This is a genomic window from Daejeonella sp. AP26, from assembly GCF_056680515.1.
Map to the genome: position 1 here is coordinate 4,193,861 of NZ_CM155286.1, position 21,396 is coordinate 4,215,256.

Sequence of the window (21,396 nt, forward strand, 5' to 3'; positions counted from 1 at the left end):
TCGATCACATGGTAGCAGCTTTTTTTTTAAGATCAGTGCCATATTCTTCATTGGCCAGGGCAATCACCTTTTCAAGGGCTGCAATTTTCATTTCTGCCAGAGCAAGCTTTTTTTCGAGGTCTTTACTATCCTTTAAATTGGAGGGATCCGATTCGGCTTCTGATGGTTCTTCGATCGTAACATGAGGTTGGTTTTTTCGGTACCAAGATACAAACCATTCCACCTGCCGGGGGTAAGAGCTCATACTTTCTGGCTACCTGAGTGAAACTGTAATTACCATTAAATTTTAATGCCAGCAACTAACGATTTTCCTTTAAGACTTTCCTGACATCAAAGATGACGGGAAGGAAGAGTTCAATAAGAGATGAGATTCTTAGAATTCAGTCAAATTGTTATTTTTGACTTAAATTGTCAACACTGAGCATGTCAACAGAAAATTTAGGTTCGAAACTCCGGAAGTTGCGAGAATTAAATCAATTACCACTTCGCCGGGTGGCAGGCTTGATAGATATTGATGTGGCCATTCTCAGCAAAATGGAACGAGGCGAAAGACGGTTAACCAAAAAGGTAGTAGAGGCATTAGGAAGGCTCTACAATTACGACTTGCAGGAACTCACGGTGCTTTATCTCAGCGGCAAAGTTTTACATGAAATCGGCGATGAAGAATTAGCCCCTCAAGCATTGAAAGTTGCCGAAGAGCAAATTGCATATCGTGTTTCGGTGAAGGTTGATAAAAAGATAATTATTAAAGAATTCGCAGGCTACCTTCAAAAAAACAATTGTGTTAGTAAAGCCTGGATCTTTGGTTCTTTTGCCAGGGCCGAAGGCGATTATAAAAGCGATATTGATTTAATCATCAGGGTGCCTGAAGACATATCGTTCTCTTTATTTGACCTTGCTGAAATTCAACACCAATTATCGATGATTAGTTCGAGGAAGGTTGATGTGGTGATGGAACAGGCTATTAAAAGCGAAATAATGGCAAGAATTGAACCCGAACTTAAGTTGATTTATGAGAGATAGTAAGATAACAAGTAAGGAAAGGCTTGAACACGTACTGAAAGCAATCTCTGATATTGAAAGTTTTGTTGGGCAGCATTCGAAAAAATCTTTTTTAGATAACTCCATTCTTATCAACGCAACATTATTTCAATTCACTGTAATCGGCGAAGCCATTACTCATATCGATACCGATTTGCTTGATAAGTATCCTTATCCCTGGTATAAGGCAAGGGCATTCAGGAACTTCCTTTTGCATGAGTATCATGCTATCGAATTTAGAATAGTGTGGGACTCAATACAAAAAGACCTTCCGGAACTAAAGGAAATAGTTCAGCTGATTCTTAAAAACGCGTTTTTGAATTTGCCGACAAGATGAAGATACCTGCTATTCCTGGTTTCGATCAGCATGCGTTTGAAAAGTATTTCAAAAATACCGCCTGGTTGATGCTAGGTAGGGTTTTAAGCATGGTGGTAGGTTTTATCATTGCCCGCTACCTGGGCCCTGCTTCATTTGGCGACCTTAACTTTGCAATCGCTTTCACCGGTATTTTTGCGGCCGTTGGCGCACTCGGGTTAGACAGTTTTATCATTCGTGAGATCATAAACCGGCCGCAAGATAAGAATGTAATTCTTGGCTCGGCATTTTGGATGCGCATTGCAGTAAACGTTCTGCTCATCCCCACGGCTGTGCTGATCTATCTCTGGTTTCGCAGCAATGCAGTTATCCGGGATGAATCGGTGGCATTGTTGATTGCTTTTTGTGGACTAGCCTCGTTGTTTAAGAGCTTTAATATCATCGACTCCTATTTTCAATCGCAGGTACAATCGAAGTTCGTGGTGCATGTGCAAAATATTTGCCTGCTTATTTCGGCTGCAGTCAAAGTCTTGCTAATCGTATTAAAACTTCCGGTGATCTACTTTGCGCTCGCACTGGCACTGGACGCTTCATTTCTGGCAATCGGATTGGTAATTATTTATCACCGCAAGGCATTTCTTAAAATAACTTATTGGAAGTTTGAAGCGAATCAGGCGAAGGCTTTGCTCAAGCAATCATGGCCATTGATATTGAGTGCGGTGATGGTTTCTCTTTATATGCAGATTGATATTGTGATGTTGAAGACGAAAGGGAGCGAGGCCGTCGGCATCTACAGTGCCGCCGCACGAATTAGTGAAGCCTGGTTCTTTATACCGGTAGCAATTGTCACCTCTGTATTTCCGGCAATTATCCATGCCCGTAAAACAGATTTGCCGCGTTATAATAAGCGCCTGAAGAATTTATACGATCTGCTGGTTGGTATTAGCCTGCCCGTTGCGCTGGTGATAAGTATAGGTGCCAATACGATTATATCTCTCATCTACACAGATCAATATGAGGGCGCCGGATTAATGCTGGCCATCCATATCTGGTCGGGTATATTTGTATTTCTGGGAAGTGCCAGCAGCCAGTACCTGCTGGCGGAAGGTTACACGGTAATCTCTTTTAAACGTACGGCGATAGGTGCCGTTGTTAATATTTTACTAAATCTCTGGCTAATACCTTTGTATAGTGGCGTTGGAGCGTCCATTGCAACTCTGGTGGCATATTTTGCGGCAACGTTTTCCATTTTTTTGTTCCCACAAACCCGGGCGCAGGGAATAATGATGTTAAAATCCTTACTTTTAATCTCTCTAATACAAAAACTGAATAATCGTTGAAACGCCTGCTACCTTACACCAGCTTGTTAAGAGCTGAAAAAATTCGTTCTCTTTTGTCATTTGGTGTGAAGGGTTACCTCGCAGAAATTGGTTGGTTCGACACTTTACAAAGCAAAACGCCGGTTGATGAGAAGGGAGATCCAATACCGTGGGTTACCTATTCATTTATTGATTTTATTAAAGACCGGATTCGAAAGTATCATCGGGTATTTGAATTTGGATCCGGAAACTCGACATTTTTTTATGCTAAATTGGCGGATAAAGTCGTTTCGGTTGAACATGATCGCGATTGGTTTAATAAGATCTCGGCAAGCAAGCCTGCTAATGCAGAAATGATCTATTGCGGACTGGTGCCTGATGGTGATTATTGCCGAATGCCTCTTTCCTCTGATAAAAAGTTTCATATGATAATTGTAGACGGCCGTGATCGTGTGAACTGCTGCATGCAGGCACTTAATGCCCTTACTGATGATGGTGTAATCGTACTTGATGATTCAGAGCGAGAGTTTTATTTGCCGGCAGTTCATTCTTTAACCAGCCTTGGCTTTAAACAACTGCCTTTTTCGGGTATCTCCCCAGGCTTATTCTACCGGAAATCAACGACTATCTTTTACAAAGACAACAACTGCCTGGGTATTTAAATATTTCCTCCAGACATCCTAAAACTAAGAACTCTTAGAATATGTTCAGTTTGAGGGATTGGCCTGAGAATAGAATATCGGCCGGCGATTCAAACCCTTTAATTCATTCCCTTAATGCAAAACCTGGCTCCAATTGCTTTATTTGTTTACAACCGGCCGGAGCACACCCGCCGTACGCTGAAATTCCTGCAGCAAAACTTGCTTGCTGAGGACTCGCGGCTTTTTATCTTTTCGGATGGGCCTGCTAAATCGGACGATGAAAACAATGTAAATGAAGTTCGGGAGCTTTTAAAGTCGGTAAGCGGATTTAGGAAGGTGGAGGTTATTAAGCGGTCATCAAATTTCGGACTTGCAAATTCGATCATCGATGGTGTCAGCAGGCTGGTAAAAGAGTATGGCAAGATCATCGTGTTTGAGGATGACCTGATCAGCTCGCCTAATACTCTTCGGTATTTCAATGATGCTCTTGAGCGGTACAAAAATGAAGAGCGCGTAATGCATATTGGCGCCTACATGTATCCACTTAAAGTTGATTCTGTCAAAAGGAATGAAAGGGGCTTGCCTGAGACTTTTTTTTATCGCGCTGCAACCAGCTGGGGCTGGGCAACCTGGGAACGTGCCTGGAATCATTTCGAACCCGATATAGACAAATTGATCAGCCAGTTTAATTCCCGGATGATTCACGACTTTTCGATCGAAAACAATATGAATTTCTGGAAACAGATAAAGGAGTTCAAAGCGGGTAAAAATAATTCATGGGCCATACGATGGTACGCTTCTATATTTCTGAAAAATGGCTTGACGCTTAATCCTTCAGAATCATTAATCAATAATATTGGGCATGACGGTTCAGGAGTACACTCTGGAGTGAATGAAATGTATGCGGTGGTCGTTAATCATAAGCCCATCACCCAGTTTCCGAACGTCATAGAAGAAAACAAAGAAGCCTACCGGTGCATCAAGGCGTTTTTAAAAAACCGGAAAGGAAACTTATGGCAGCGCCTGGTGCGGTTTGCCCGGCAAAATTTAAAAAGGTAAGTTAAGTTTGATGCTTCTTGCATAGTTACTTCGAATGAAGTTGCTGTATGCAGATCAGCTTTTTTTGACCGCTTCTAATACAATGTATGGCGACAATACTTTTGTCTCGACAGGAACAAGTTTTGTAGCGATCTTACCTATAAACCAGATCGTTTTAATAAAAGCTTTAGTTAGCGTAGATTTTTCACTTTTATTTTCAAGCCAAACGCTATAACGGCCAAAGTAACCGGCCTGCAGGACTTCAAGATCCGACCCTTTTAAAATACCGGCTAAGAGATCCGGGTCCATACATTTGATGTTATGCTTCAGATAGTTTTCTTTATCGAAGCTTTGCTGAACCCAGCCATTCACACTTTTGAAGTTAGGTAGAGTGATGAATAGGGTACCGCCCGGTTTTAAAAAGGCGAGGTGACGTGCTATGATGTCTTTAGTATCCTCAAAGTGCTCTATCAACCCGCAACTTAACACCAGGTCATATTGTTTTTCGGGAACATAGGTAAAGAGGTCTGACTCTATTATGGTAATATCCTTTTGGGTAAGCCCATTTTTATTCAACACAGAATTGAGGATCCCGGGATGCACAAAATAGTCAAACAGGGTAGTTTCGATGCCAAAGTACTTTTTCAGAAAGATAGTATAGTATCCCGGGAAACCGCCGAGTTCTACAGCTGACTCCGGCTTCCGGCGTTTAATAATGTCGGCGAGCTGCTGATGAAAAAGATAGTCAGGGGAAATTGGAATTGCCAGGTTGGGTTTTGACTCCCAGTAATTAGTCCAGAAACTACGGTCGGTTAAGAGGTTTGACATGCGTTCAAAAGTAAAAAAAGAAGGCCCGCCTTGGAGAGCCTTTGAAAACTATTTTAACTCTTTCCGAATTTTCTCAAAGGCACGGTCTAATTGTGGATCATCTAGTTTCTCAAACAGCTATTTAATTTAGATTGTCTCAGGACACAGAAGCGACTATGAATTCTAAAATAGTGTATTTTAGTGGCCTTGAAGATCATTCATATAAATACCTATCGTGATAACGGGGGGGCAGGAAAAGCCGCCGGTCGTTTAAATTTCGCTTTAAAGCAGCATGGAGTAGATTCATCACTATGGGTTAACTTTTCGTTTCAAAAAGATTCGGACTACAACAATTTTTCTTCAGGTTTTTTAAGACGTGCGATCGCAATGACCGGAATTGTACTGGAGCAGATAATGGGCAAATTGTTATTAAAGCCGTTAAAAACACCGTTTTCCTTTTCCATTTGGGGTAAGAGTATTTCAGGTCATCCCGCCGTTAAGGCGGCAGATATCTTGCATATTCACTGGATAAATCATGGGTTTTTAAAGCCGGCGGATCTTGGGGAGCTCGGTAAGCTCAATAAGCCGATCGTGTGGACTTTTCACGACAGCAATGCATTTACGGGCGGTTGCCATGTGCGATATTCCTGCAATCATTTTGAGAATGAATGCGGTAATTGTCCATTGTTAAAAGATTCGAATCCTGGCGATTGGTCTCACCGCATTTGGAAGCAGAAAAGAAAAGCTTACTCTGCTATAGATTTCAAAATTATCGCTCCCAGCAGATGGATGGCGGATTCAGTACAAAGAAGCAAGTTGCTGGGTAACCGAAACATTCATGTAATTCCAAATACTTTAGATACCACTGTATTTAAATCGCTTGGTAAAGCGTTGGCAAAGCAGACTTTGGGTATTGCCGGGGATAAGTTTGTGATGCTGAGCGGATTTATGCCTTCCCGCAACGATCTGCACAAAGGAACATCATATTTGCTGGAAGCCCTGGAACTTATATCAAAACGAATTCCCAAAGAACGAATTGAATTGGTTGTGTTCGGCAACAGAGATGAAAAAAATGTCCCAGACTTCCCGGTTAAAGTCACTTTTTTGGGGAGAATAGATCAAGAGAAGGAGTTGGCTAATTGCTACAGTGCAGCAGATGTGTTCTTAGCCCCTTCACTGGAAGATAATTTACCTTATACCGTGATGGAGAGCCTTGCATGCGGAACGCCGGTGGTGGCCTTTAAAACAGGCGGCATTCCGGATATGGTTAACCATAAGGAGAACGGCTACCTTGCAGAATACCGATCCGCTGCAGATTTTGCGCATGGGATTACGTGGGTTTATGATCATCCGGAAAGAACGGTGCTGAATGAAAATGCCCGACGAACCATCGAGACTAGTTTTTCAGAAAATGTAGTTGCTCAACAACATATTAAACTATATACTTCCTTGCTTCAAAAATGATGTTCCAACCCAGGCTATCAGTCGTAACTATTGTTTATAACAATGTTCGTGATATTGAACGGACAATGCTTTCTGTCTTAAATCAGACATATACTAATCTGGAATATATCATTATTGACGGGCGATCCGATGATGGAACAATTTCAGTTATTGAAAAATATAAGGAGCGACTTGCTCATTTTGTCTCTGAGCCGGATAATGGAATTTATGATGCAATGAATAAAGGCCTAGCACTTGCAACCGGAGACTATGTTCTCTTCATGAACTCTGGGGATGAGATCTACAGTTCGGATACAGTTTCTGAAGTATTCAGTTCAGAGTCCGGTGGGGATGTTTATTACGGCGAGACAGAAATGTTTAATCATAATTGGGAAAGCCTTGGACAACGGCGACACCGATCTCCTGAAGTTTTTTCATGGCGGAGTTTTCAGTATGGGATGAGTATTAGTCATCAGGCTATTTATGTTAAGCGTTCACTTGCGGAACCCTTTGACACAAGGTATCAGTTGAGTTCTGACATAGACTGGGTCATTAAGGTGGCTAAAAAAACAAGTAAAATTGTGAATACCAGGATGTATGTTGCCAAATATCTTGTAGGCGGCATGTCAAAAGGAAGGCATCTTCAAAGCCTGAAAGAGCGGTTTGATATTTTCAGTAAACATTATGGGTTGGTGCCCAACCTGATCAATCATACCGTAATTGCTTTAAAGATGGGTTTTTATTACTTGCGGCATGGGCGGACAAATGATTGATTTTTCCTTCAGCACAAGACGTTCCGATGGAACGAAATTCATTTGTTATAGTATCGGTTCTGCTAAAATGTTCCTGCGCCTCTTATTGGTCAAAAAAAAAATCCCTACAGATTCTTTGATCTGCAGGGATTTTAAGGTTTTTATCCGGAATAACTTGTTAAGCAATTTCCTTAATTCGTTCTTCTTTCCTGCCTTTAACTTCGGTGTAAACAGCGAATGCTAATCCCAGTACTAAAAGTATAGAGGCTATCAGGGAAATAATCTCGCCGGTATAGTAGGATTTTGGTTCGAATTTGAATTCCACTTTATGATTTCCGCCGGGTAGCTGAGCGGCCCTTAAAATATAATCGGCTCGGAAGTGTGGCCTTAATTCACCATCTACATACATATTCCAACCTTTATCGTACCATACTTCAGAAAACACGGCGACAACATCATTTGGAGCGGTGTATTCATAGGTTAAATGATCTGGTCTGTAGTTGGTAAGCCTGATAGATGCATTGGAAGGAAGACCTAATTTCTTCTCATCGATTAAAGGCTTGAACTCGTCATTAACAAATGCTTCTTTTTTAGGGTCAAAACTACTGATCGCGGCCATCTCCTGATCTGCATCCTTAACAAAAGTTACCTGTGGAACAAACCACGCATGCCCAGCAGCTGTACTTCGGGCTTGCATACGCTGTGATTGACCGGTTTGATCGGCCGTGATCACATACTTGGTGTTCAACATGTCCAGTACATCTTCATTAATGGAATTGTTAAACTGCTTGTCAAGTACTTCCTGAAAACGCTTCAGTTTGGCTGCATGATATCCGCCTACCGTTTTGTGGAAGAAGGTCGCATTGGCGCTGGAAAACGTAGGGATTGTGAGGTCGAGTACGCGGTAGTTCGGATCAGTATCTCTGAGAATCATCTCATCGACTTCCCGAGCCTGAAACTGCTGATCCATAACCCGCTTCTCAACAAAGTTTTCGTTGTTAAGATACCGGCGGTCAACAGTCCACATATCAACAAGTATGAAAACGGCGAACAGAACAAAGGCGAATTCTGCTTTTATCTTTTGTTTTATCAGCAGCCAAAGTAGTCCGGCAGCCAGTAAAACAAATACAAGCGACCTGATAGCATCCAGCCTCGCAAGACTGATCCGATCCTGCACCAGCGCGTTGCCAATAGCGTCGGCAAAGCTACGATCACCACCTGTAACCTGCATCATCTGCTCAACAAATTGTTGATGATTGGAAGGTTTGAAAGAAAGAAGAACATTCGGGACCACAATAATCAGCAGAAGGATCCCCCCGGTTATATATAAGGAGTATAACAGTTTTTTCTGCAGATCTGCTGCTGGCTTCTTCATAGACGCTACTTCGCTGATAGCGAGAATGGCAAGAATGGGAATAAGGAACCCGGCAATGACAAGCGTTGACTCGACTGCTCTGAACTTATTATACAAAGGGAAAAAATCGAAGAAAAGATCCGATATAAAAGGCAGGTGCCTGCCGAAAGCCAGGAACATGCTTAGTAAAGTGGCTGACAGGATCCACCATTTTATACGATGGTTTACAATAAACAGCCCTAAAACAAATAGAAAGCATACTATTGCGCCAAAGTACCACGGTCCTGATGTAAAGCTCTTTTCACCCCAATAGGTTGGTAACTGTTTAGCAAAGCCTACGGCCTGCTCAGTTGGTACGCCTCGTCCTGAAAGTACTTTTGCTACTTCAGAGCTCCCGTCCAGCTGAGGCGTAGAAGAACCTCCGTAAGCGTTTGGTACCAGAAAGGTCAGACTTTCACCCACTCCCTGGCTCCACTGGTAAGCGTAATCCCGGTCAACACCTGTATTTGGCTGCGACTGATCTGTTGTAAGGTTTGATCGTCCCCGAATTGATTCCTGTCCATATTCATAGGTTGTCCATAGGTTACCCGCGTTTACCGCCATCGCCAGAAGGGAAGCGACAAATAGATAACCGAACGACTTGCCGAACTCATTGATCTTTTTCGACTTAACCGCATGGTACAATTCAATCCCGATGAATATCAGCAGAGCAATGAACAGGTAATAGGTCATCTGGATATGATTGGCCCGGATCTCTATAGCAAGGAATAGTGCTGTTAGGGCCGCACCCAGCAAATATTGCCTTCTGAAGGTTAAGATAATGCCTGCTAAAATGGGAGCGAAGAAAGCAATGGCCATAGCCTTGTTGCTGTGTCCCGCTTCAATAATGATGAAGTTATAGGAGGAAAATGCGAAAGCAATTGCCCCTGCTGCTGCAAGCCAGGGTTTGATACGCAACACACTGAACAACAGGTAGGCTCCTAAAAGGTAAAGTAATACCGTGTCAATAGGGTTAGGAAAAACCGTTTTAAAGAAGGAGATGATATAAGTGGCAATATTGCTTGGATACTGCGCCCATATTTGATAAGCCGGCATCCCGCCAAACATTGCGTTAGTCCATAAAGGTGCAGTGCCTGTTTCTGCCTTTACCTTCATGATTTCTTTCTGCATGGCTTGCGCCTGCAAAACATCATATTGCGGCAACGCTTTGCCCTGCATCACCGGACTAAAATAAACGAAACATAACGCGATAAAAATTCCTGTTATGGCCAGGTGAATGCCATTACGCTTAAACCAATTATTCATTCTGTATCTTAATTGAACGCCAAAAATAGAAAAAAGCTTATAGGAAGGATGCGCTTATTGAAATAACTAAGAAATAAATGGTTATAATTTCAACAACGACGAAAAAGGCAGTTAATTGATGGTCTGAAGGGCGGATATAGGGAAGCAACTTCCTGAAATATAATGTAGAAATTAACGGAAGGGTAAAGCAGAAGTTGCGCAAACTGCACACCGTCATTAATAACGGGTTCTCAGAACCCCCTATGACTTAATTTCTTCATATTCTACAAAATCGCCTGCCTTATTGATTTTCTCGTCCTTTGGACGCGGAGGTACGAAGTCGATCTTTATCTTTCCGTCGGGACGGGGTTGCTGTTGCTGATAATGCTGAGTTGCATGATTCTGCGCTTTCCTAACTACTTTTTGAAATAAAATAGGCAGAAGGATCCGGGCTACCATTTTAAGTAACCAGAGAATGCAAATTGTGATGAATAAAAACTTTAATAATGCCATAGCTGAGATTATATACAAATATAGACGATATTTTTTTTGATATGTTTCATGACAGCCGCCTTCAATTCTATTTATGATTTAAAAATGACTTGGCAATATGTCAATTTGATGATTTGCTAATTTGTCAATAACAGGCTAATCATCTAACCACCGAACAACTAATCACCGATTATTTCAACCACGCGACCCACCTGCCCATCTTCAAGCCGCACCTTGATGCCCCGTGAATGAAATGCTGAGCTTGTTAGCAATGCTTGTACAATGCCCCTGGTACGCGCACCGCTTCGCTGGTCTTTTTTCAGGATAATGTCTACTTCAAGGCCTGGATATATATCTTTTCTATTTTGTCCGTCCATTATTAATATTGCGTAATTAGTACTTAGTAGTTAGAAATTTAACGGTCTGCTATTAATTTCGTAGAAATGCCAGAATTGGAGTTCCTTAAACTGTTAGTTTGATAATCAAGATCAAGTAAGTGCAATTGCGGTACTAAAATAGGGTGATCATTGATAACTTAGATTGCAATTGACTCTAAATACTCAATACTACCTACTCAATACTAATTAAACCTTTCCACCATCACCTTCTCCAAAGCAAACATTTCGTCTCTGAGTTTGGCGGCTTGTAGAAAGTCCATTTCTTTGGCTGCGGTCACCATTTCTTTTTTTGTTTTATCAATAGACTTCTGCAACTCTGGTTTGGTCATATATTGAACGATTGGATCAGCAGCCAGGCTATCGGTCATCTCTTTTTCAACGTAGGCTTTTTGCACTCCGCCTTTAAAGTCCATTACAGAAGTCTGCTCAATAATTTCTTCCCTTGATTTACCGATCGTCATCGGCGTGATTCCGTGTTCAAGATTATAAGCAATTTGTTTGTCGCGGCGGCGATTTGTTTCATCAATGGTTACCCGCATACTTTCTGTGATCGTATCAGCATACATGATCACACGCCCACGGTCGTTTCGGGCAGCACGCCCTATTGTTTGAATGAGTGATTTCTCTGAACGTAGAAAGCCTTCTTTGTCTGCGTCCAGGATTGCAACAAGCGACACTTCCGGCAGATCCAGTCCTTCCCGTAACAGGTTAATACCAATTAAGACATCAAATTCACCCAGACGCAGGCCACGGAGAATCTCTACCCTTTCTAATGTCTTTACTTCCGAGTGAATGTATCTGACTTTGATTCCCAGTCGGTCCATGTATTTGGTTAGCTCTTCAGACATTCGTTTGGTTAAGGTCGTTACCAGGATACGGTCGCCCATCTTGATTGTCTTATCCACTTCATCCAGAAGATCATCAACCTGGTTACCTACTGGTCGGATCTCTATGGTTGGGTCAAGTAACCCGGTTGGCCGGATAACCTGCTCTACGAAAACACCTTCGGTTTTTTCTAATTCATAATCGCCTGGAGTCGCACTTACATAAATTGTCTGTGGGGCAAGCTTTTCAAATTCATTAAAGTTTAAAGGACGGTTATCGAGGGCGGCGGGTAATCGGAAACCGTAATCTACCAATGCCATCTTTCTTGACCGATCGCCACCATACATAGCCCTGATTTGGGGCACTGTTACGTGACTTTCATCGATCACCATCAAATAGTCATCGGGAAAATAGTCCAATAGGCAGAATGGACGCATTCCCGGTAAACGACCGTCAAAAAACCGGGAGTAATTTTCTATACCGCTACAGTAACCCAACTCGCGGATCATCTCCAGGTCGTAATTAACCCTTTCTTCAAGACGTTTAGCCTCCAGGAAACGCTTTTCATCGACGAACTGTTGTTTTCGCGATTCCAGCTCTTCCTGAATAGACCAGATTGATTGAGTGAATCTATCTTTTGGTGTAACAAACAAGTTGGCAGGGAAGATGGCAAGATGAGTCATCTTCTCAATCGTTTTCCCTGAAGCGGGATCAATAGCCGTCAACTCTTCTATATCATCTCCAAAGAAAGAAACCCGGTAGGCATAATCCATGTAAGCCGGATATATATCCACAGTATCCCCCTTAACACGGAACGTTCCCCTGCGAAAATCTGTGGTGGTTCGAGAGTATAAGATTTCGACTAAACGATGTAAAAAAGCGTTCCGGCTGACCTTGGTTCCTACCGCAAAACGGAAGATTGAGTTTGAAAAATCTTCGGGATTACCCATTCCGTAAATGCAGGAAATCGAGGAAACTACGATGATGTCCCGTCTGCCCGACATTAAGGATGAAGTGGTGCGGAGCCTTAGTTTTTCAATTTCTTCATTAATCTGGAGGTCCTTTTCGATATATGTGTTGGTAGACGAAATGTAAGCCTCCGGCTGATAGTAATCATAATAGGAAACGAAATAATTAACCGAGTTCTCCGGGAAAAACTGCTTAAATTCTCCGTAGAGCTGGGCCGCCAGCGTTTTGTTATGACTTAAAACAAGAGTCGGTTTTTGGGTCTGTTCAATGACGTTGGCAATCGTAAATGTTTTTCCGGATCCGGTAACCCCGAGAAGTGTTTGGTAATTATCGTCTCTTATTACGCCGTCAACCAATTGACGAATGGCTTCCGGCTGGTCACCCGAGGCCTGGTATTCTGATGTTATCTTAAATTCCATGAATGTTCAAAGATAATAAACTTAGACCGTCGGTCTTGGATAGCAATAACCGTTAATTGCCGTATTTGTTGGAAACAAACAAGGGAGCTGCTATTTAGCAACTCCCCCGAATCAAACCTTATTTATGAACATCTTTGTATAATGTCCACTATAGTACGATCGATTCGCTGTTTTAGTGTAAACAGGTTGATCAAGTCATGTTTTTATCGAATTCGTGACCCATGCGTGATAATCCATTTCTTAGCTGGGATTATGGGCTGCTAAATTCGAATCAGCAGATAAAAGAAACTTTTCTAAATTTAAAGCATTATAAACCAAACCGCGGACTCATGGATTTTCTTTTAAGCGAGACTTCTTCAATAGGCAATCATTTTATGGCTGAATTGCGGGATGCGCAGATACAGCAGGACTCCATGCGATTTCGCAGAAATTTGGAGCGCCTGGGGGAAATTTTCGCTTACGAGATCAGTAAAGAATTTCAGTATGTAGACACAGAGTTCGAAACTTCCCTGGGGACGGCTACAGTTCCGGTACTAGCTGAAATGCCAGTGCTTGCTACGATATTGCGAGCAGGAATTCCGCTACATCAGGGATTACTCAACTATTTTGACAGGGCGGACTCCGCTTTTATTTCTGCGTATCGTAAGACTACAAAAGCTGGAAATTTTGTAATTGAGATGGAATATGTTTCTACTCCGTCTCTTCAGAATAAGATTGTGATTGTAGCTGATCCGATGCTGGCAACCGGAATGAGCATGGTACATTGTTGTAAGGAATTGCTCCGGCAGTATAAAATTAAAGAGCTGCATATTGTATCGGTTATAGCCAGCACCGAGGGCGTTGCGCATGTAAAAGCGAATTTGCCGGATGCTAAATTATGGTTGGGTGCTATTGATGAAGAAATGACCTCCAAGGCTTATATCGTTCCCGGCCTTGGTGACGCAGGGGATCTGGCTTATGGGGTGAAGGAAGGCTGATTTAATGTGCAAATATGGAAATGTGCAAGTATGTAAATTTCCCGATGCCTAGTTACTTATCAATCCCTGGCAGCCGCGAATGAATTTTCATTAATTTTGACGCCTAACCATTCTCCAACGCGCATTGCCAAATAATCACATTCACAAATCGACAAACCATATCTTCTTTGATCTGGATCATACCATCTGGGATTTTGACCGTAATGCACAGGAAACTCTTTACGAACTTTATCATCTGCATGCCTTAAAAGGGATCGGCATTCATTCTGCAGACTTATTTATAGAAATTTATACAAAAAATAATCATTCCCTTTGGGCGGATTATCATTTGGGGAAGATCAGTAAGGAACATTTACGCCATACTCGTTTTTCAAAAACGTTTACTGATATGGGTATTCCTGCTGAATTGGTGCCCTCGGCCTTTGAGGATGATTATGTACGAATTTGTCCCACTAAAATGAATTTGTTTCCTGAAGCGCATGAAACCTTATCCTATTTATCTGCAAAGTACAAGCTTCACCTAATATCTAACGGCTTCAAGGAATCAACCGAGATGAAAATTGAAAATAATGGCCTTGGAAGTTATTTTAATACAATAGTGATCTCTGAATGTGTTGGATGCAACAAGCCAGATAGAGCTATTTTTGAATTTGCACTTAATGGTGCTAATGCAAGCGTCTCGGAAAGTCTGATGGTTGGCGACAGCATTGAGGCGGATATCAGGGGAGCCCAGGCATTTGGCATGAAAGCCATTTACTTTAATCCCGAACGCAAAGAGAAGCCTGCGGATGTCCCGCATGAAATAACCGAGCTTAAAGAATTAATGGAAATCTTATGAGTTCGGCAGCACAACAACGATCGATGCTCAAGTCGGTAGACATTTATGGCCGTTTTTTGGAGGATCTTAGCGAAGAGGAATTTCAGAAAAGACCGGCTGAGGATGTTTGGTCTTATTCTGAGGTATATTCGCATATCTTCAAAGCAAACCTCGCCTCTTTAATTGCGGCTGAACAATGTATAAACGGCACCGCCGAAAAAAGTTCTGCGGGCACACCCTGGATGATTCGCCTGATACTATTTTTTGGACGCTTTCCTCCGGGCAAATATAAGGTTCCCGAGAGTATTGCGGGTTTTACAGCTGTAATAACAAAAGAAGAAGCGCGAAATCTGATCGTGAAATTTAAGGCCCGGCTTAGTTCAGTGACCCCTTCAGTTAGTAAAGCTACATCCTGGCACAAAGTAAAACACCCCAGACTAGGATTATTTAATGCCTCGCAGTGGTTTCGCTTTATCCAGATCCATACCCTGCATCATGAAAGACAACTTTTAAGGATAAGGGATTTGCATCGTGGAAAGACAAAATTGTTGGGCGCTTAGCCCACGGCAAAGATTTATTCTGACTGCACTCGGGTAAAGAACAATAAATCCTAATTTTGAATATTGATGAGCGGCCGCCATTTAAGTTTGGTGATCGCGATATTTCCTCATGACAACTTCCATGAAATACGTGTGTGATAAACTGATCAGCCGGAATACGGCTTAAGGAGATGAAGATTTTATTTGCCATACAAGCCACAGGTAACGGCCATATTAGCAGGGCAAGGGAAATTGTTCCCTTACTTCAGCAACATGGCCACGTTGACCTGTTAGTTAGCGGCAATCAGGCGGATGTATCATTAGATCAGTCTCTTACCTACCGGTTTCATGGTTTCAGTTTCATCTTTGGTAAAACAGGAGGGGTTAATAACTGGAAGACTTATCGTAACATGAACCTGTTCCGGTTAAGAAGAGACATGTCATCCCTTCCGTTGAAAAAGTACGATCTAATCATTAATGATTTTGAACCGGTTACTGCCTGGGCATGTAAATTACAAGGAATGCCAAGTGTTTCTTTGAGTCACCAGGCCTCGTTCATTTCGAAGAAAACCCCTCGTCCCCCTACAACTTTCAATTGGCACGAGCTTATATTCCAACACTATGCGCCAACCACCCATCATGTTGGTTTTCATTTTAAAGCTTATGATGATTTCATACATACACCCGTAATTCGCAGTCAGATCCGGAATGAGCAGGCTTCTGACCAGGGGCATATCACCGTTTATCTGCCTTCATTTCACGACAGGCATTTGCTGCCTTTTTTTCAACAGCTCCCGGAGGTAAAGTTTGAAGTGTTTTCAAAGCACTCTAAGGTATGTTACCGGGACAGAAATGTTTGGGTAAACCCAATCTCCAATATGGAATTTAATCATAGCCTGGTTCAGTCGCACGGCTTGTTAACAGGCGGCGGATTTGAGGGCCCCTCGGAAGCTTTGTTTCTGGGTAAAAAGGTGATGATGATACCCATGAAAAATCAATTTGAGCAACAGTGTAATGCCGAGGCAGCCCGACAAATGGGGGTTCCTGTATTACATCATTTTGACGCGAACTTTGTTCCGGCCTTGAGGCAATGGATCTCTGAACCATTCAATGTACAAAGTAACTTCAAAAATGAAACACAGCAGGTGGTGGAGAGACTAGTCAAAAAATACAGCACGAAGTCTCCGTTTTTATCATCCGGCCTTTTATATTAATATTGCTCCCTTAAAACAGGCTCTCCGTAAAAAGCATGATTAACCAATTTCGTAGCCTTAATCCCCTAAATATATTGCTGCTAGCAGTGGTAGCCATCATTTTAAGATTAGGGGTACTTTTTGAACTTCCGGATACTATAAATTTCGATTTTATAGAGCCTTTTGCTCGTGTCCTTATAAATATACCCCTTGAAAGTGCTTTTTCACCCTTCTCAAATGTCGTAATAGCACTAATCATTACGCTGGTCCAGGCGTTGATTTTCAATAGGATTATAAACAGTTATAATCTGCTGGGTAAACCAACCTTTTTGCCTGCTCTGCTATATGTCACGGCGTCAAGTTTGTTTAGTCCCTTTGTTTTATTGACACCTACCCTCATATGTAATTTTATAGGCCTCTGGATGATTGAGAAGTTCCTTAGTATTTACCGGCGCAATGACGTACGATCTGTAATGTTTGATTTGGGCATGATGGTGGCTCTTGGAACGCTGATATACTTCCCCTTTGTTGCAATGATGCCACTGCTGTGGCTTAGCTTGTTAATATTCAGGCCCTTCAATTGGCGTGAATGGCTCATAGGGATCATCGGTTTTATGACCGTCTTCTTTTTCCTGGCGGTATATTATTACTGGAACGATTCCCTTGCTCAATTTTATAGAATCTGGTTGCCGTTAGCATCCCCATTTCCCGTTAATCTTCGTATCAACTGGTATGATTACCTGGTATTAATCCCGGTGGTGTTAATTCTAGCTCTGGGTATTTTGCAGCTCCGAAGTAATTTTTTCAGGAGTTTTGTTCAGACACGTAAATCATTTCAGCTTTTATTTTTTATGCTTTTGCTGGGACTGATATCTTTCTATCTTAAATCTGAGTTCAGGCTATACCATTTCCTTTTATGCGCCCCGCCGGCTGCGGTAATGATGGCCTACTACTTTGTCCAGGCAGGCAAGAAGCGCTGGATCTATGAAGGATTGTACGCCTTGCTGGCAGGATTTATAATCTATTTTCAGATCTTTTGAGCTATCATTTAATCTGTGAATGTGTTAATGTGAAAATTGCAAAAATTTATCAATTGACAAATTGTCTTATTAACAGCTTACCACTTTACCTTGTTATCACATTACCTCCTGTGCCTGCTTTAACCTTTTTTAACAAATGCAGTCTTCATCAATCTTAAAAATTGAATAGCTTTGCTGCATGAAGTTTGGAGTAGTAATTTTCCCGGGATCTAATTGCGATAAAGATGTGATCTACGTCCTGGAACACATATTAGGACAAGAAGTAGTTCAATTATGGCATAAAGACCACGATCTGCAGGGGGTTGATTTCATTGTTCTGCCTGGCGGGTTTTCTTTCGGCGATTATTTGAGATCAGGAGCAATTGCGCGTTTTTCGCCACTTATGCAGGAGGTTATCCAGTTTGCAGGCAAGGGCGGCTATGTGATGGGTATCTGTAATGGTTTCCAAATTTTAGCCGAAGCAGGTTTACTGCCGGGAGCTCTGCTTCATAACAGCAACCGTAAATTTATTTGCCATAACGTATATCTTAAAACAGAAACTACTAATTCACTCATCACTTCAGCACTTGATCTGGATAAACCTTTGAAAATACCGATTGCACATGGTGAAGGAAATTACTTTGCCTCCGCAGATGTTTTGAAGGGGTTGCAGGACAACGATCAGATATTATTCCGCTATTGTGATGAAGCAGGAAATATAACTCAGGATTCTAACATCAACGGTTCTCTGGTTAACATCGCTGGAATATGCAACTCAAACCGCAATGTGTTTGGCATGATGCCCCATCCCGAGCGTGCGGCCGATCCAATTTTGGCTAACCAGGATGGACTAGGCATTTTTGAATCAATATTAAAAACGGTTAATGCCTGATGGCAAACCTGGTTATTGACATTGGCAATTCACGAACTAAACTGGCCGTATTCAGTAATCGGGAAATTCAGCATGCGGAGATTCAGGATCTTAATGATGAAAATTGGTTAGATCCCCTGATCACTCGATTTGGTGTCATTAATAGTATTGTTTCCTCTGTTAAGACGGACATCAGCTTATTAGAAACAAAACTTAAAGCCCGAACAAACTATACGCGATTTTCAGCTGCCGAACAAGGATCAGTTAAGATAACCTACCAAACTCCACATACTCTAGGGCTTGATCGCCTTGCCAATATTATTGGCGCTCAACACTTGTACCCCGGTAGAGATTGCCTGGTTATTGATGCCGGGACCTGTATCACCTATGATGCTATCGATCGGGAAGGCAACTTTAGCGGTGGCAGCATCTCGCCTGGCTTGAACATGCGATTTAAGGCGATGCATACCTTCACGGGTCGTTTGCCTTTAGTAAATCCTGATGAAAGTTTTACCGGCTCGCAAGGGTTTGATACTGTTTCGTCAATGATTTCAGGTGTACAAAACGGCATATTTTCTGAGGTCAAAGGCTTTATTAAAAGTTACCATTCGCATTATCCGAATTTGCAGACTATACTCTGCGGGGGCGATGCGAAATTTTTTGATACTCGGTTGAAAAGTAGCATCTTTGCCCACGCTTTTAAAACCGAGCCACATTTAGTGCTAATCGGCTTAAACGAAGTTATTCATCAGCATAATGATTAAAATTTTTAAAAATATATTACTTGTAATTGTCCTGTTTACTTCGGCTTCTGCTAGTGCTCAAAATACTTCAAGCTCACCTTATTCGCAATTTGGTTTAGGTGACCTTAAGGCATCTTTACTTCCGCAAAATAAGGGCATAGGTGGTCTGATCAATGGATTTCGTAAGCCCGGGCCATACAGTAATATAAACTTATCTAATCCGGCATCCTATTCAGCAATTCAGCTAAGTACTTTTGATATCGGGGCTACTACTGACATCAGACAGCTAAGTAAAACCGGTATATCTGAAAATAGCTTCAATGCAAATCTTAGCCACATAACCATCGCAATCCCGGTAAGCCGTAAATCCGCGTTAAGTTTTGGTATCCTTCCATTTAGTCAAACGGGGTACCAGTATAAGAATTCTTCCACTGTTGCCGGCACAAAGGTGGATTATATTTATGGCGGCGATGGAGGCTTGTCTAAAGCGTATTTAGGATATGGTTTTGGACTGGGAAAGAATTTAAGCCTGGGTTTTAACGCAGCGTATATTTTTGGAAATATCAAAGAAAACCGCTCTACTGAATTTCCGGAAGATCTGGCAGCTTTAAATTCACGTACCCAAGTTGGTAATCACGTTAATGGTTTGAGTTTCGATTACGGATTGCAATATGAAGCCAATCTTTCCAAGACGTCAAAATTTATTATTGGTTATTCCGGAAACGCCGGCAACAAACTTAATTCGAAGTCGACAACACTGACAACGCGGTATCTGAAGGATTTTGCGACCGGCGATGAATCGCCAGCAATAGATAGTAGTTTCTTTTCAGAAGGTCAGAACAGAAAGTTGAATCTTCCCCTCACGCATAGTATAGGATTCGCATTTCAAAAGACGGACTATTGGCTTGTAGGAGCCGACGTTTCATACGCCAAATGGTCTGAGTACGGTGTAGAAAACGAAAATGGAGGATTGAATAACACCTATGGCGTTGCTGTCGGTGGCCAGTTTACCCCGGATCCCACAGCTGTTAGCAGCTATTTCAAGCTAGTCGAATATCGCCTGGGCTTTAAGTACGATAAGACTTACGTTAATATTAATAATACAGATATCAACCAGGTTGGAATGACATTAGGTCTTGGTTTGCCGTTACAATCAAGCAGGACCACCTTTTATAAAATCAATTTTGCCGCAGAACTTGGTCAGCGGGGTACGCTTGAAAACAGCCTGATCCGAGAGCGCTATGTCAATTTGACGCTCGGTTTCACAATGAACGACAGATGGTTCATCAAGCCCAAATTTGATTAAAGATTATGAAATTCAAGGCTTTCATCTATTACAGCCTTTTCGCGTGTGTGCTGCTGGCACAAGTTGCCTGTGAAAATGATTTAAAAGATGTGGAGCAAATTTCTTCAAAAAAAATCCCTGTTCCCGTAGATAAGTCTTCCGGAGTGGAAATTATTTATAGTGATTCTGCTATAGTTAAAGCTAAGCTTCTGGCTCCCGAACTTCTTCATTTCAAGACCCAGAATCCGTATTATGAAATGAAGAAAGGGGTGACTATAATTTTCTATGATCCATCCTTAAAAGAAAGCAGCCGCGTTGTTGCCGACTATGCCATAAGACGGGAGAATGAAAAACAAGTGGAGCTCAGACGCAATGTGGTGGCTACGAATGAGAAGAAAGAAACGTTTAAATCAGATGAGCTGATTTGGGATGAGAATAAAAAACGTTTTACTTCTAGTAAGATGGTTAGCGTTACTGCAAATGGCAATACTATTTACGGTACCAGTTTTTGGGCTAACGAAGATTTTTCATATTATGAGATTAAGCAATCAACCGGTGATTTAAGCCTGACTGAAAAGCAGGGTTTCTAATCTGTTATCTGAAAGGAGAGTCATGATACAATCAGAAGACCGGTAGTCTTAGCAGAAATCAACCCATTCATAAACGGTCAAAGTTATTTAGGCTGAACAATGCTCATTTCGTTTTGAGGAAACGGGTCGGGAGAATGTTGATACCGATAAAAGTTGCCATCAAAATATAGCCTCTCTGGTTAGGAGAGGCAATTTTAAGTTGATCGGGCAGACTTACAGTGAATCAGAATTTTGTCTTAGTATATTTTTCTAAAAAGTGTATCT

The 21,396-nt window shown here is 41.9% G+C and carries 22 protein-coding genes; 16 read left to right on the forward strand and 6 right to left on the reverse strand.

Translation table 11 applies throughout. The features are described from left to right. Window positions 1–4 precede the first annotated feature (4 nt). Complete coding sequence (locus AC1MCB_RS17880; RefSeq protein ID WP_479966081.1) at window positions 5–244, reverse strand: hypothetical protein; 240 nt, start codon at window positions 242–244, stop codon at window positions 5–7. Between the two features lie 179 nt (window positions 245–423). On the opposite strand from AC1MCB_RS17880, the gene AC1MCB_RS17885 reads away from it, so the two are divergent. The 5 genes from AC1MCB_RS17885 to AC1MCB_RS17905 all read left to right on the forward strand — a co-directional run bounded on the left by AC1MCB_RS17885 (window position 424) and on the right by AC1MCB_RS17905 (window position 4,376). Further along, complete coding sequence (locus AC1MCB_RS17885) at window positions 424–1,023, forward strand: nucleotidyltransferase domain-containing protein (protein ID WP_479966082.1); 600 nt, start codon at window positions 424–426, stop codon at window positions 1,021–1,023. After that, window positions 1,013–1,378, forward strand: coding sequence for a HepT-like ribonuclease domain-containing protein (locus AC1MCB_RS17890; RefSeq protein ID WP_479966083.1), 366 nt, complete (start codon window positions 1,013–1,015; stop codon window positions 1,376–1,378). Before AC1MCB_RS17885 ends, AC1MCB_RS17890 begins: the two co-directional genes overlap by 11 nt. Beyond that, window positions 1,375–2,697, forward strand: coding sequence for a flippase (locus AC1MCB_RS17895; protein ID WP_479966084.1), 1,323 nt, complete (start codon window positions 1,375–1,377; stop codon window positions 2,695–2,697). The genes AC1MCB_RS17890 and AC1MCB_RS17895 overlap by 4 nt, the downstream gene beginning before the upstream one ends. After that, the gene (locus AC1MCB_RS17900; RefSeq protein WP_479966085.1) at window positions 2,694–3,338 is read left to right on the forward strand and encodes an FkbM family methyltransferase; all 645 of its coding nucleotides are present in this window, start codon (window positions 2,694–2,696) and stop codon (window positions 3,336–3,338) included. Before AC1MCB_RS17895 ends, AC1MCB_RS17900 begins: the two co-directional genes overlap by 4 nt. Before the next feature lie 114 nt (window positions 3,339–3,452). Next, window positions 3,453–4,376 carry a glycosyltransferase family A protein gene (locus tag AC1MCB_RS17905; RefSeq protein ID WP_479966086.1) on the forward strand — a complete coding sequence of 308 codons (924 nt, stop codon included), beginning with the start codon at window positions 3,453–3,455 and terminating at the stop codon, window positions 4,374–4,376. A gap of 54 nt (window positions 4,377–4,430) precedes the next feature. Here AC1MCB_RS17905 and AC1MCB_RS17910 read toward each other — a convergent pair whose 3' ends face one another. After that, window positions 4,431–5,183 carry a class I SAM-dependent methyltransferase gene (locus AC1MCB_RS17910; RefSeq protein WP_479966087.1) on the reverse strand — a complete coding sequence of 251 codons (753 nt, stop codon included), beginning with the start codon at window positions 5,181–5,183 and terminating at the stop codon, window positions 4,431–4,433. Between the two features lie 180 nt (window positions 5,184–5,363). On the opposite strand from AC1MCB_RS17910, the gene AC1MCB_RS17915 reads away from it, so the two are divergent. Beyond that, window positions 5,364–6,626, forward strand: coding sequence for a glycosyltransferase family 4 protein (locus tag AC1MCB_RS17915; protein WP_479966088.1), 1,263 nt, complete (start codon window positions 5,364–5,366; stop codon window positions 6,624–6,626). Then, window positions 6,626–7,378: a glycosyltransferase family 2 protein gene (locus AC1MCB_RS17920; protein WP_479968759.1), complete on the forward strand. Its 753-nt coding sequence runs from the start codon at window positions 6,626–6,628 to the stop codon at window positions 7,376–7,378. The genes AC1MCB_RS17915 and AC1MCB_RS17920 overlap by 1 nt, the downstream gene beginning before the upstream one ends. 157 nt (window positions 7,379–7,535) lie before the next feature. Here AC1MCB_RS17920 and AC1MCB_RS17925 read toward each other — a convergent pair whose 3' ends face one another. From AC1MCB_RS17925 to uvrB, 4 genes are all read right to left on the reverse strand, one after another. Beyond that, complete coding sequence (locus AC1MCB_RS17925; protein ID WP_479966089.1) at window positions 7,536–10,016, reverse strand: YfhO family protein; 2,481 nt, start codon at window positions 10,014–10,016, stop codon at window positions 7,536–7,538. Window positions 10,017–10,256: 240 nt separating this feature from the next. After that, window positions 10,257–10,508, reverse strand: coding sequence for a DUF4834 domain-containing protein (locus tag AC1MCB_RS17930; protein WP_479966090.1), 252 nt, complete (start codon window positions 10,506–10,508; stop codon window positions 10,257–10,259). Between the two features lie 158 nt (window positions 10,509–10,666). Beyond that, entirely contained in the window at window positions 10,667–10,864 is a 198-nt protein-coding gene (locus tag AC1MCB_RS17935) for a YwbE family protein (protein ID WP_479966091.1), read from the reverse strand. Window positions 10,865–11,067: 203 nt separating this feature from the next. Further along, window positions 11,068–13,098 (reverse strand): excinuclease ABC subunit UvrB, encoded by a 2,031-nt coding sequence (gene uvrB / locus AC1MCB_RS17940; protein WP_479966092.1) that lies wholly within the window; start codon window positions 13,096–13,098, stop codon window positions 11,068–11,070. Between the two features lie 329 nt (window positions 13,099–13,427). Here uvrB and upp point away from each other — a divergent pair, with 329 nt between their 5' ends. The 9 genes from upp to lptC all read left to right on the forward strand — a co-directional run bounded on the left by upp (window position 13,428) and on the right by lptC (window position 21,132). Then, complete coding sequence (gene upp / locus AC1MCB_RS17945) at window positions 13,428–14,075, forward strand: uracil phosphoribosyltransferase (protein WP_479966093.1); 648 nt, start codon at window positions 13,428–13,430, stop codon at window positions 14,073–14,075. Window positions 14,076–14,199: 124 nt separating this feature from the next. Then, window positions 14,200–14,913, forward strand: a complete 714-nt coding sequence (locus AC1MCB_RS17950; RefSeq protein WP_479966094.1) for a YjjG family noncanonical pyrimidine nucleotidase — start codon at window positions 14,200–14,202, stop codon at window positions 14,911–14,913. After that, window positions 14,910–15,452, forward strand: coding sequence for a DinB family protein (locus AC1MCB_RS17955; RefSeq protein WP_479966095.1), 543 nt, complete (start codon window positions 14,910–14,912; stop codon window positions 15,450–15,452). The genes AC1MCB_RS17950 and AC1MCB_RS17955 overlap by 4 nt, the downstream gene beginning before the upstream one ends. A 170-nt stretch (window positions 15,453–15,622) precedes the next feature. Continuing rightward, complete coding sequence (locus tag AC1MCB_RS17960; RefSeq protein WP_479966096.1) at window positions 15,623–16,645, forward strand: glycosyltransferase family protein; 1,023 nt, start codon at window positions 15,623–15,625, stop codon at window positions 16,643–16,645. A gap of 35 nt (window positions 16,646–16,680) precedes the next feature. Beyond that, window positions 16,681–17,664, forward strand: a complete 984-nt coding sequence (locus tag AC1MCB_RS17965) for a DUF6427 family protein (protein ID WP_479966097.1) — start codon at window positions 16,681–16,683, stop codon at window positions 17,662–17,664. A 178-nt stretch (window positions 17,665–17,842) separates the two neighbouring features. Further along, complete coding sequence (gene purQ, locus AC1MCB_RS17970) at window positions 17,843–18,535, forward strand: phosphoribosylformylglycinamidine synthase subunit PurQ (protein WP_479966098.1); 693 nt, start codon at window positions 17,843–17,845, stop codon at window positions 18,533–18,535. Continuing rightward, window positions 18,535–19,278 carry a type III pantothenate kinase gene (locus AC1MCB_RS17975; protein WP_479966099.1) on the forward strand — a complete coding sequence of 248 codons (744 nt, stop codon included), beginning with the start codon at window positions 18,535–18,537 and terminating at the stop codon, window positions 19,276–19,278. The genes purQ and AC1MCB_RS17975 overlap by 1 nt, the downstream gene beginning before the upstream one ends. Next, window positions 19,271–20,563 carry a BamG family beta-barrel-assembly machinery protein gene (gene bamG, locus AC1MCB_RS17980; protein WP_479966100.1) on the forward strand — a complete coding sequence of 431 codons (1,293 nt, stop codon included), beginning with the start codon at window positions 19,271–19,273 and terminating at the stop codon, window positions 20,561–20,563. The genes AC1MCB_RS17975 and bamG overlap by 8 nt, the downstream gene beginning before the upstream one ends. Window positions 20,564–20,568: 5 nt before the next feature. Continuing rightward, entirely contained in the window at window positions 20,569–21,132 is a 564-nt protein-coding gene (gene lptC / locus AC1MCB_RS17985; protein WP_479966101.1) for an LPS export ABC transporter periplasmic protein LptC, read from the forward strand. Window positions 21,133–21,396 lie beyond the last annotated feature (264 nt).

Excerpts from the sequence above, each read along its gene's own strand:
- AC1MCB_RS17975 (WP_479966099.1), top strand. The coding sequence starts at position 18,535 with ATGGCAAACCTGGTTATTGACATTGGCAATTCACGAACTAAACTGGCC.
- uvrB (WP_479966092.1), bottom strand. The coding sequence starts at position 13,098 with ATGGAATTTAAGATAACATCAGAATACCAGGCCTCGGGTGACCAGCCG.
- AC1MCB_RS17965 (WP_479966097.1), top strand. The coding sequence starts at position 16,681 with ATGATTAACCAATTTCGTAGCCTTAATCCCCTAAATATATTGCTGCTA.
- AC1MCB_RS17930 (WP_479966090.1), bottom strand. The coding sequence starts at position 10,508 with ATGGCATTATTAAAGTTTTTATTCATCACAATTTGCATTCTCTGGTTA.
- lptC (WP_479966101.1), top strand. The coding sequence starts at position 20,569 with ATGAAATTCAAGGCTTTCATCTATTACAGCCTTTTCGCGTGTGTGCTG.
- AC1MCB_RS17935 (WP_479966091.1), bottom strand. The coding sequence starts at position 10,864 with ATGGACGGACAAAATAGAAAAGATATATATCCAGGCCTTGAAGTAGAC.
- bamG (WP_479966100.1), top strand. The coding sequence starts at position 19,271 with ATGATTAAAATTTTTAAAAATATATTACTTGTAATTGTCCTGTTTACT.
- AC1MCB_RS17925 (WP_479966089.1), bottom strand. The coding sequence starts at position 10,016 with ATGAATAATTGGTTTAAGCGTAATGGCATTCACCTGGCCATAACAGGA.
- AC1MCB_RS17905 (WP_479966086.1), top strand. The coding sequence starts at position 3,453 with ATGCAAAACCTGGCTCCAATTGCTTTATTTGTTTACAACCGGCCGGAG.
- AC1MCB_RS17885 (WP_479966082.1), top strand. The coding sequence starts at position 424 with ATGTCAACAGAAAATTTAGGTTCGAAACTCCGGAAGTTGCGAGAATTA.
- AC1MCB_RS17920 (WP_479968759.1), top strand. The coding sequence starts at position 6,626 with ATGTTCCAACCCAGGCTATCAGTCGTAACTATTGTTTATAACAATGTT.
- AC1MCB_RS17890 (WP_479966083.1), top strand. The coding sequence starts at position 1,013 with ATGAGAGATAGTAAGATAACAAGTAAGGAAAGGCTTGAACACGTACTG.
- AC1MCB_RS17960 (WP_479966096.1), top strand. The coding sequence starts at position 15,623 with ATGAAGATTTTATTTGCCATACAAGCCACAGGTAACGGCCATATTAGC.
- AC1MCB_RS17955 (WP_479966095.1), top strand. The coding sequence starts at position 14,910 with ATGAGTTCGGCAGCACAACAACGATCGATGCTCAAGTCGGTAGACATT.
- purQ (WP_479966098.1), top strand. The coding sequence starts at position 17,843 with ATGAAGTTTGGAGTAGTAATTTTCCCGGGATCTAATTGCGATAAAGAT.
- upp (WP_479966093.1), top strand. The coding sequence starts at position 13,428 with ATGGATTTTCTTTTAAGCGAGACTTCTTCAATAGGCAATCATTTTATG.
- AC1MCB_RS17910 (WP_479966087.1), bottom strand. The coding sequence starts at position 5,183 with ATGTCAAACCTCTTAACCGACCGTAGTTTCTGGACTAATTACTGGGAG.
- AC1MCB_RS17880 (WP_479966081.1), bottom strand. The coding sequence starts at position 244 with ATGAGCTCTTACCCCCGGCAGGTGGAATGGTTTGTATCTTGGTACCGA.
- AC1MCB_RS17895 (WP_479966084.1), top strand. The coding sequence starts at position 1,375 with ATGAAGATACCTGCTATTCCTGGTTTCGATCAGCATGCGTTTGAAAAG.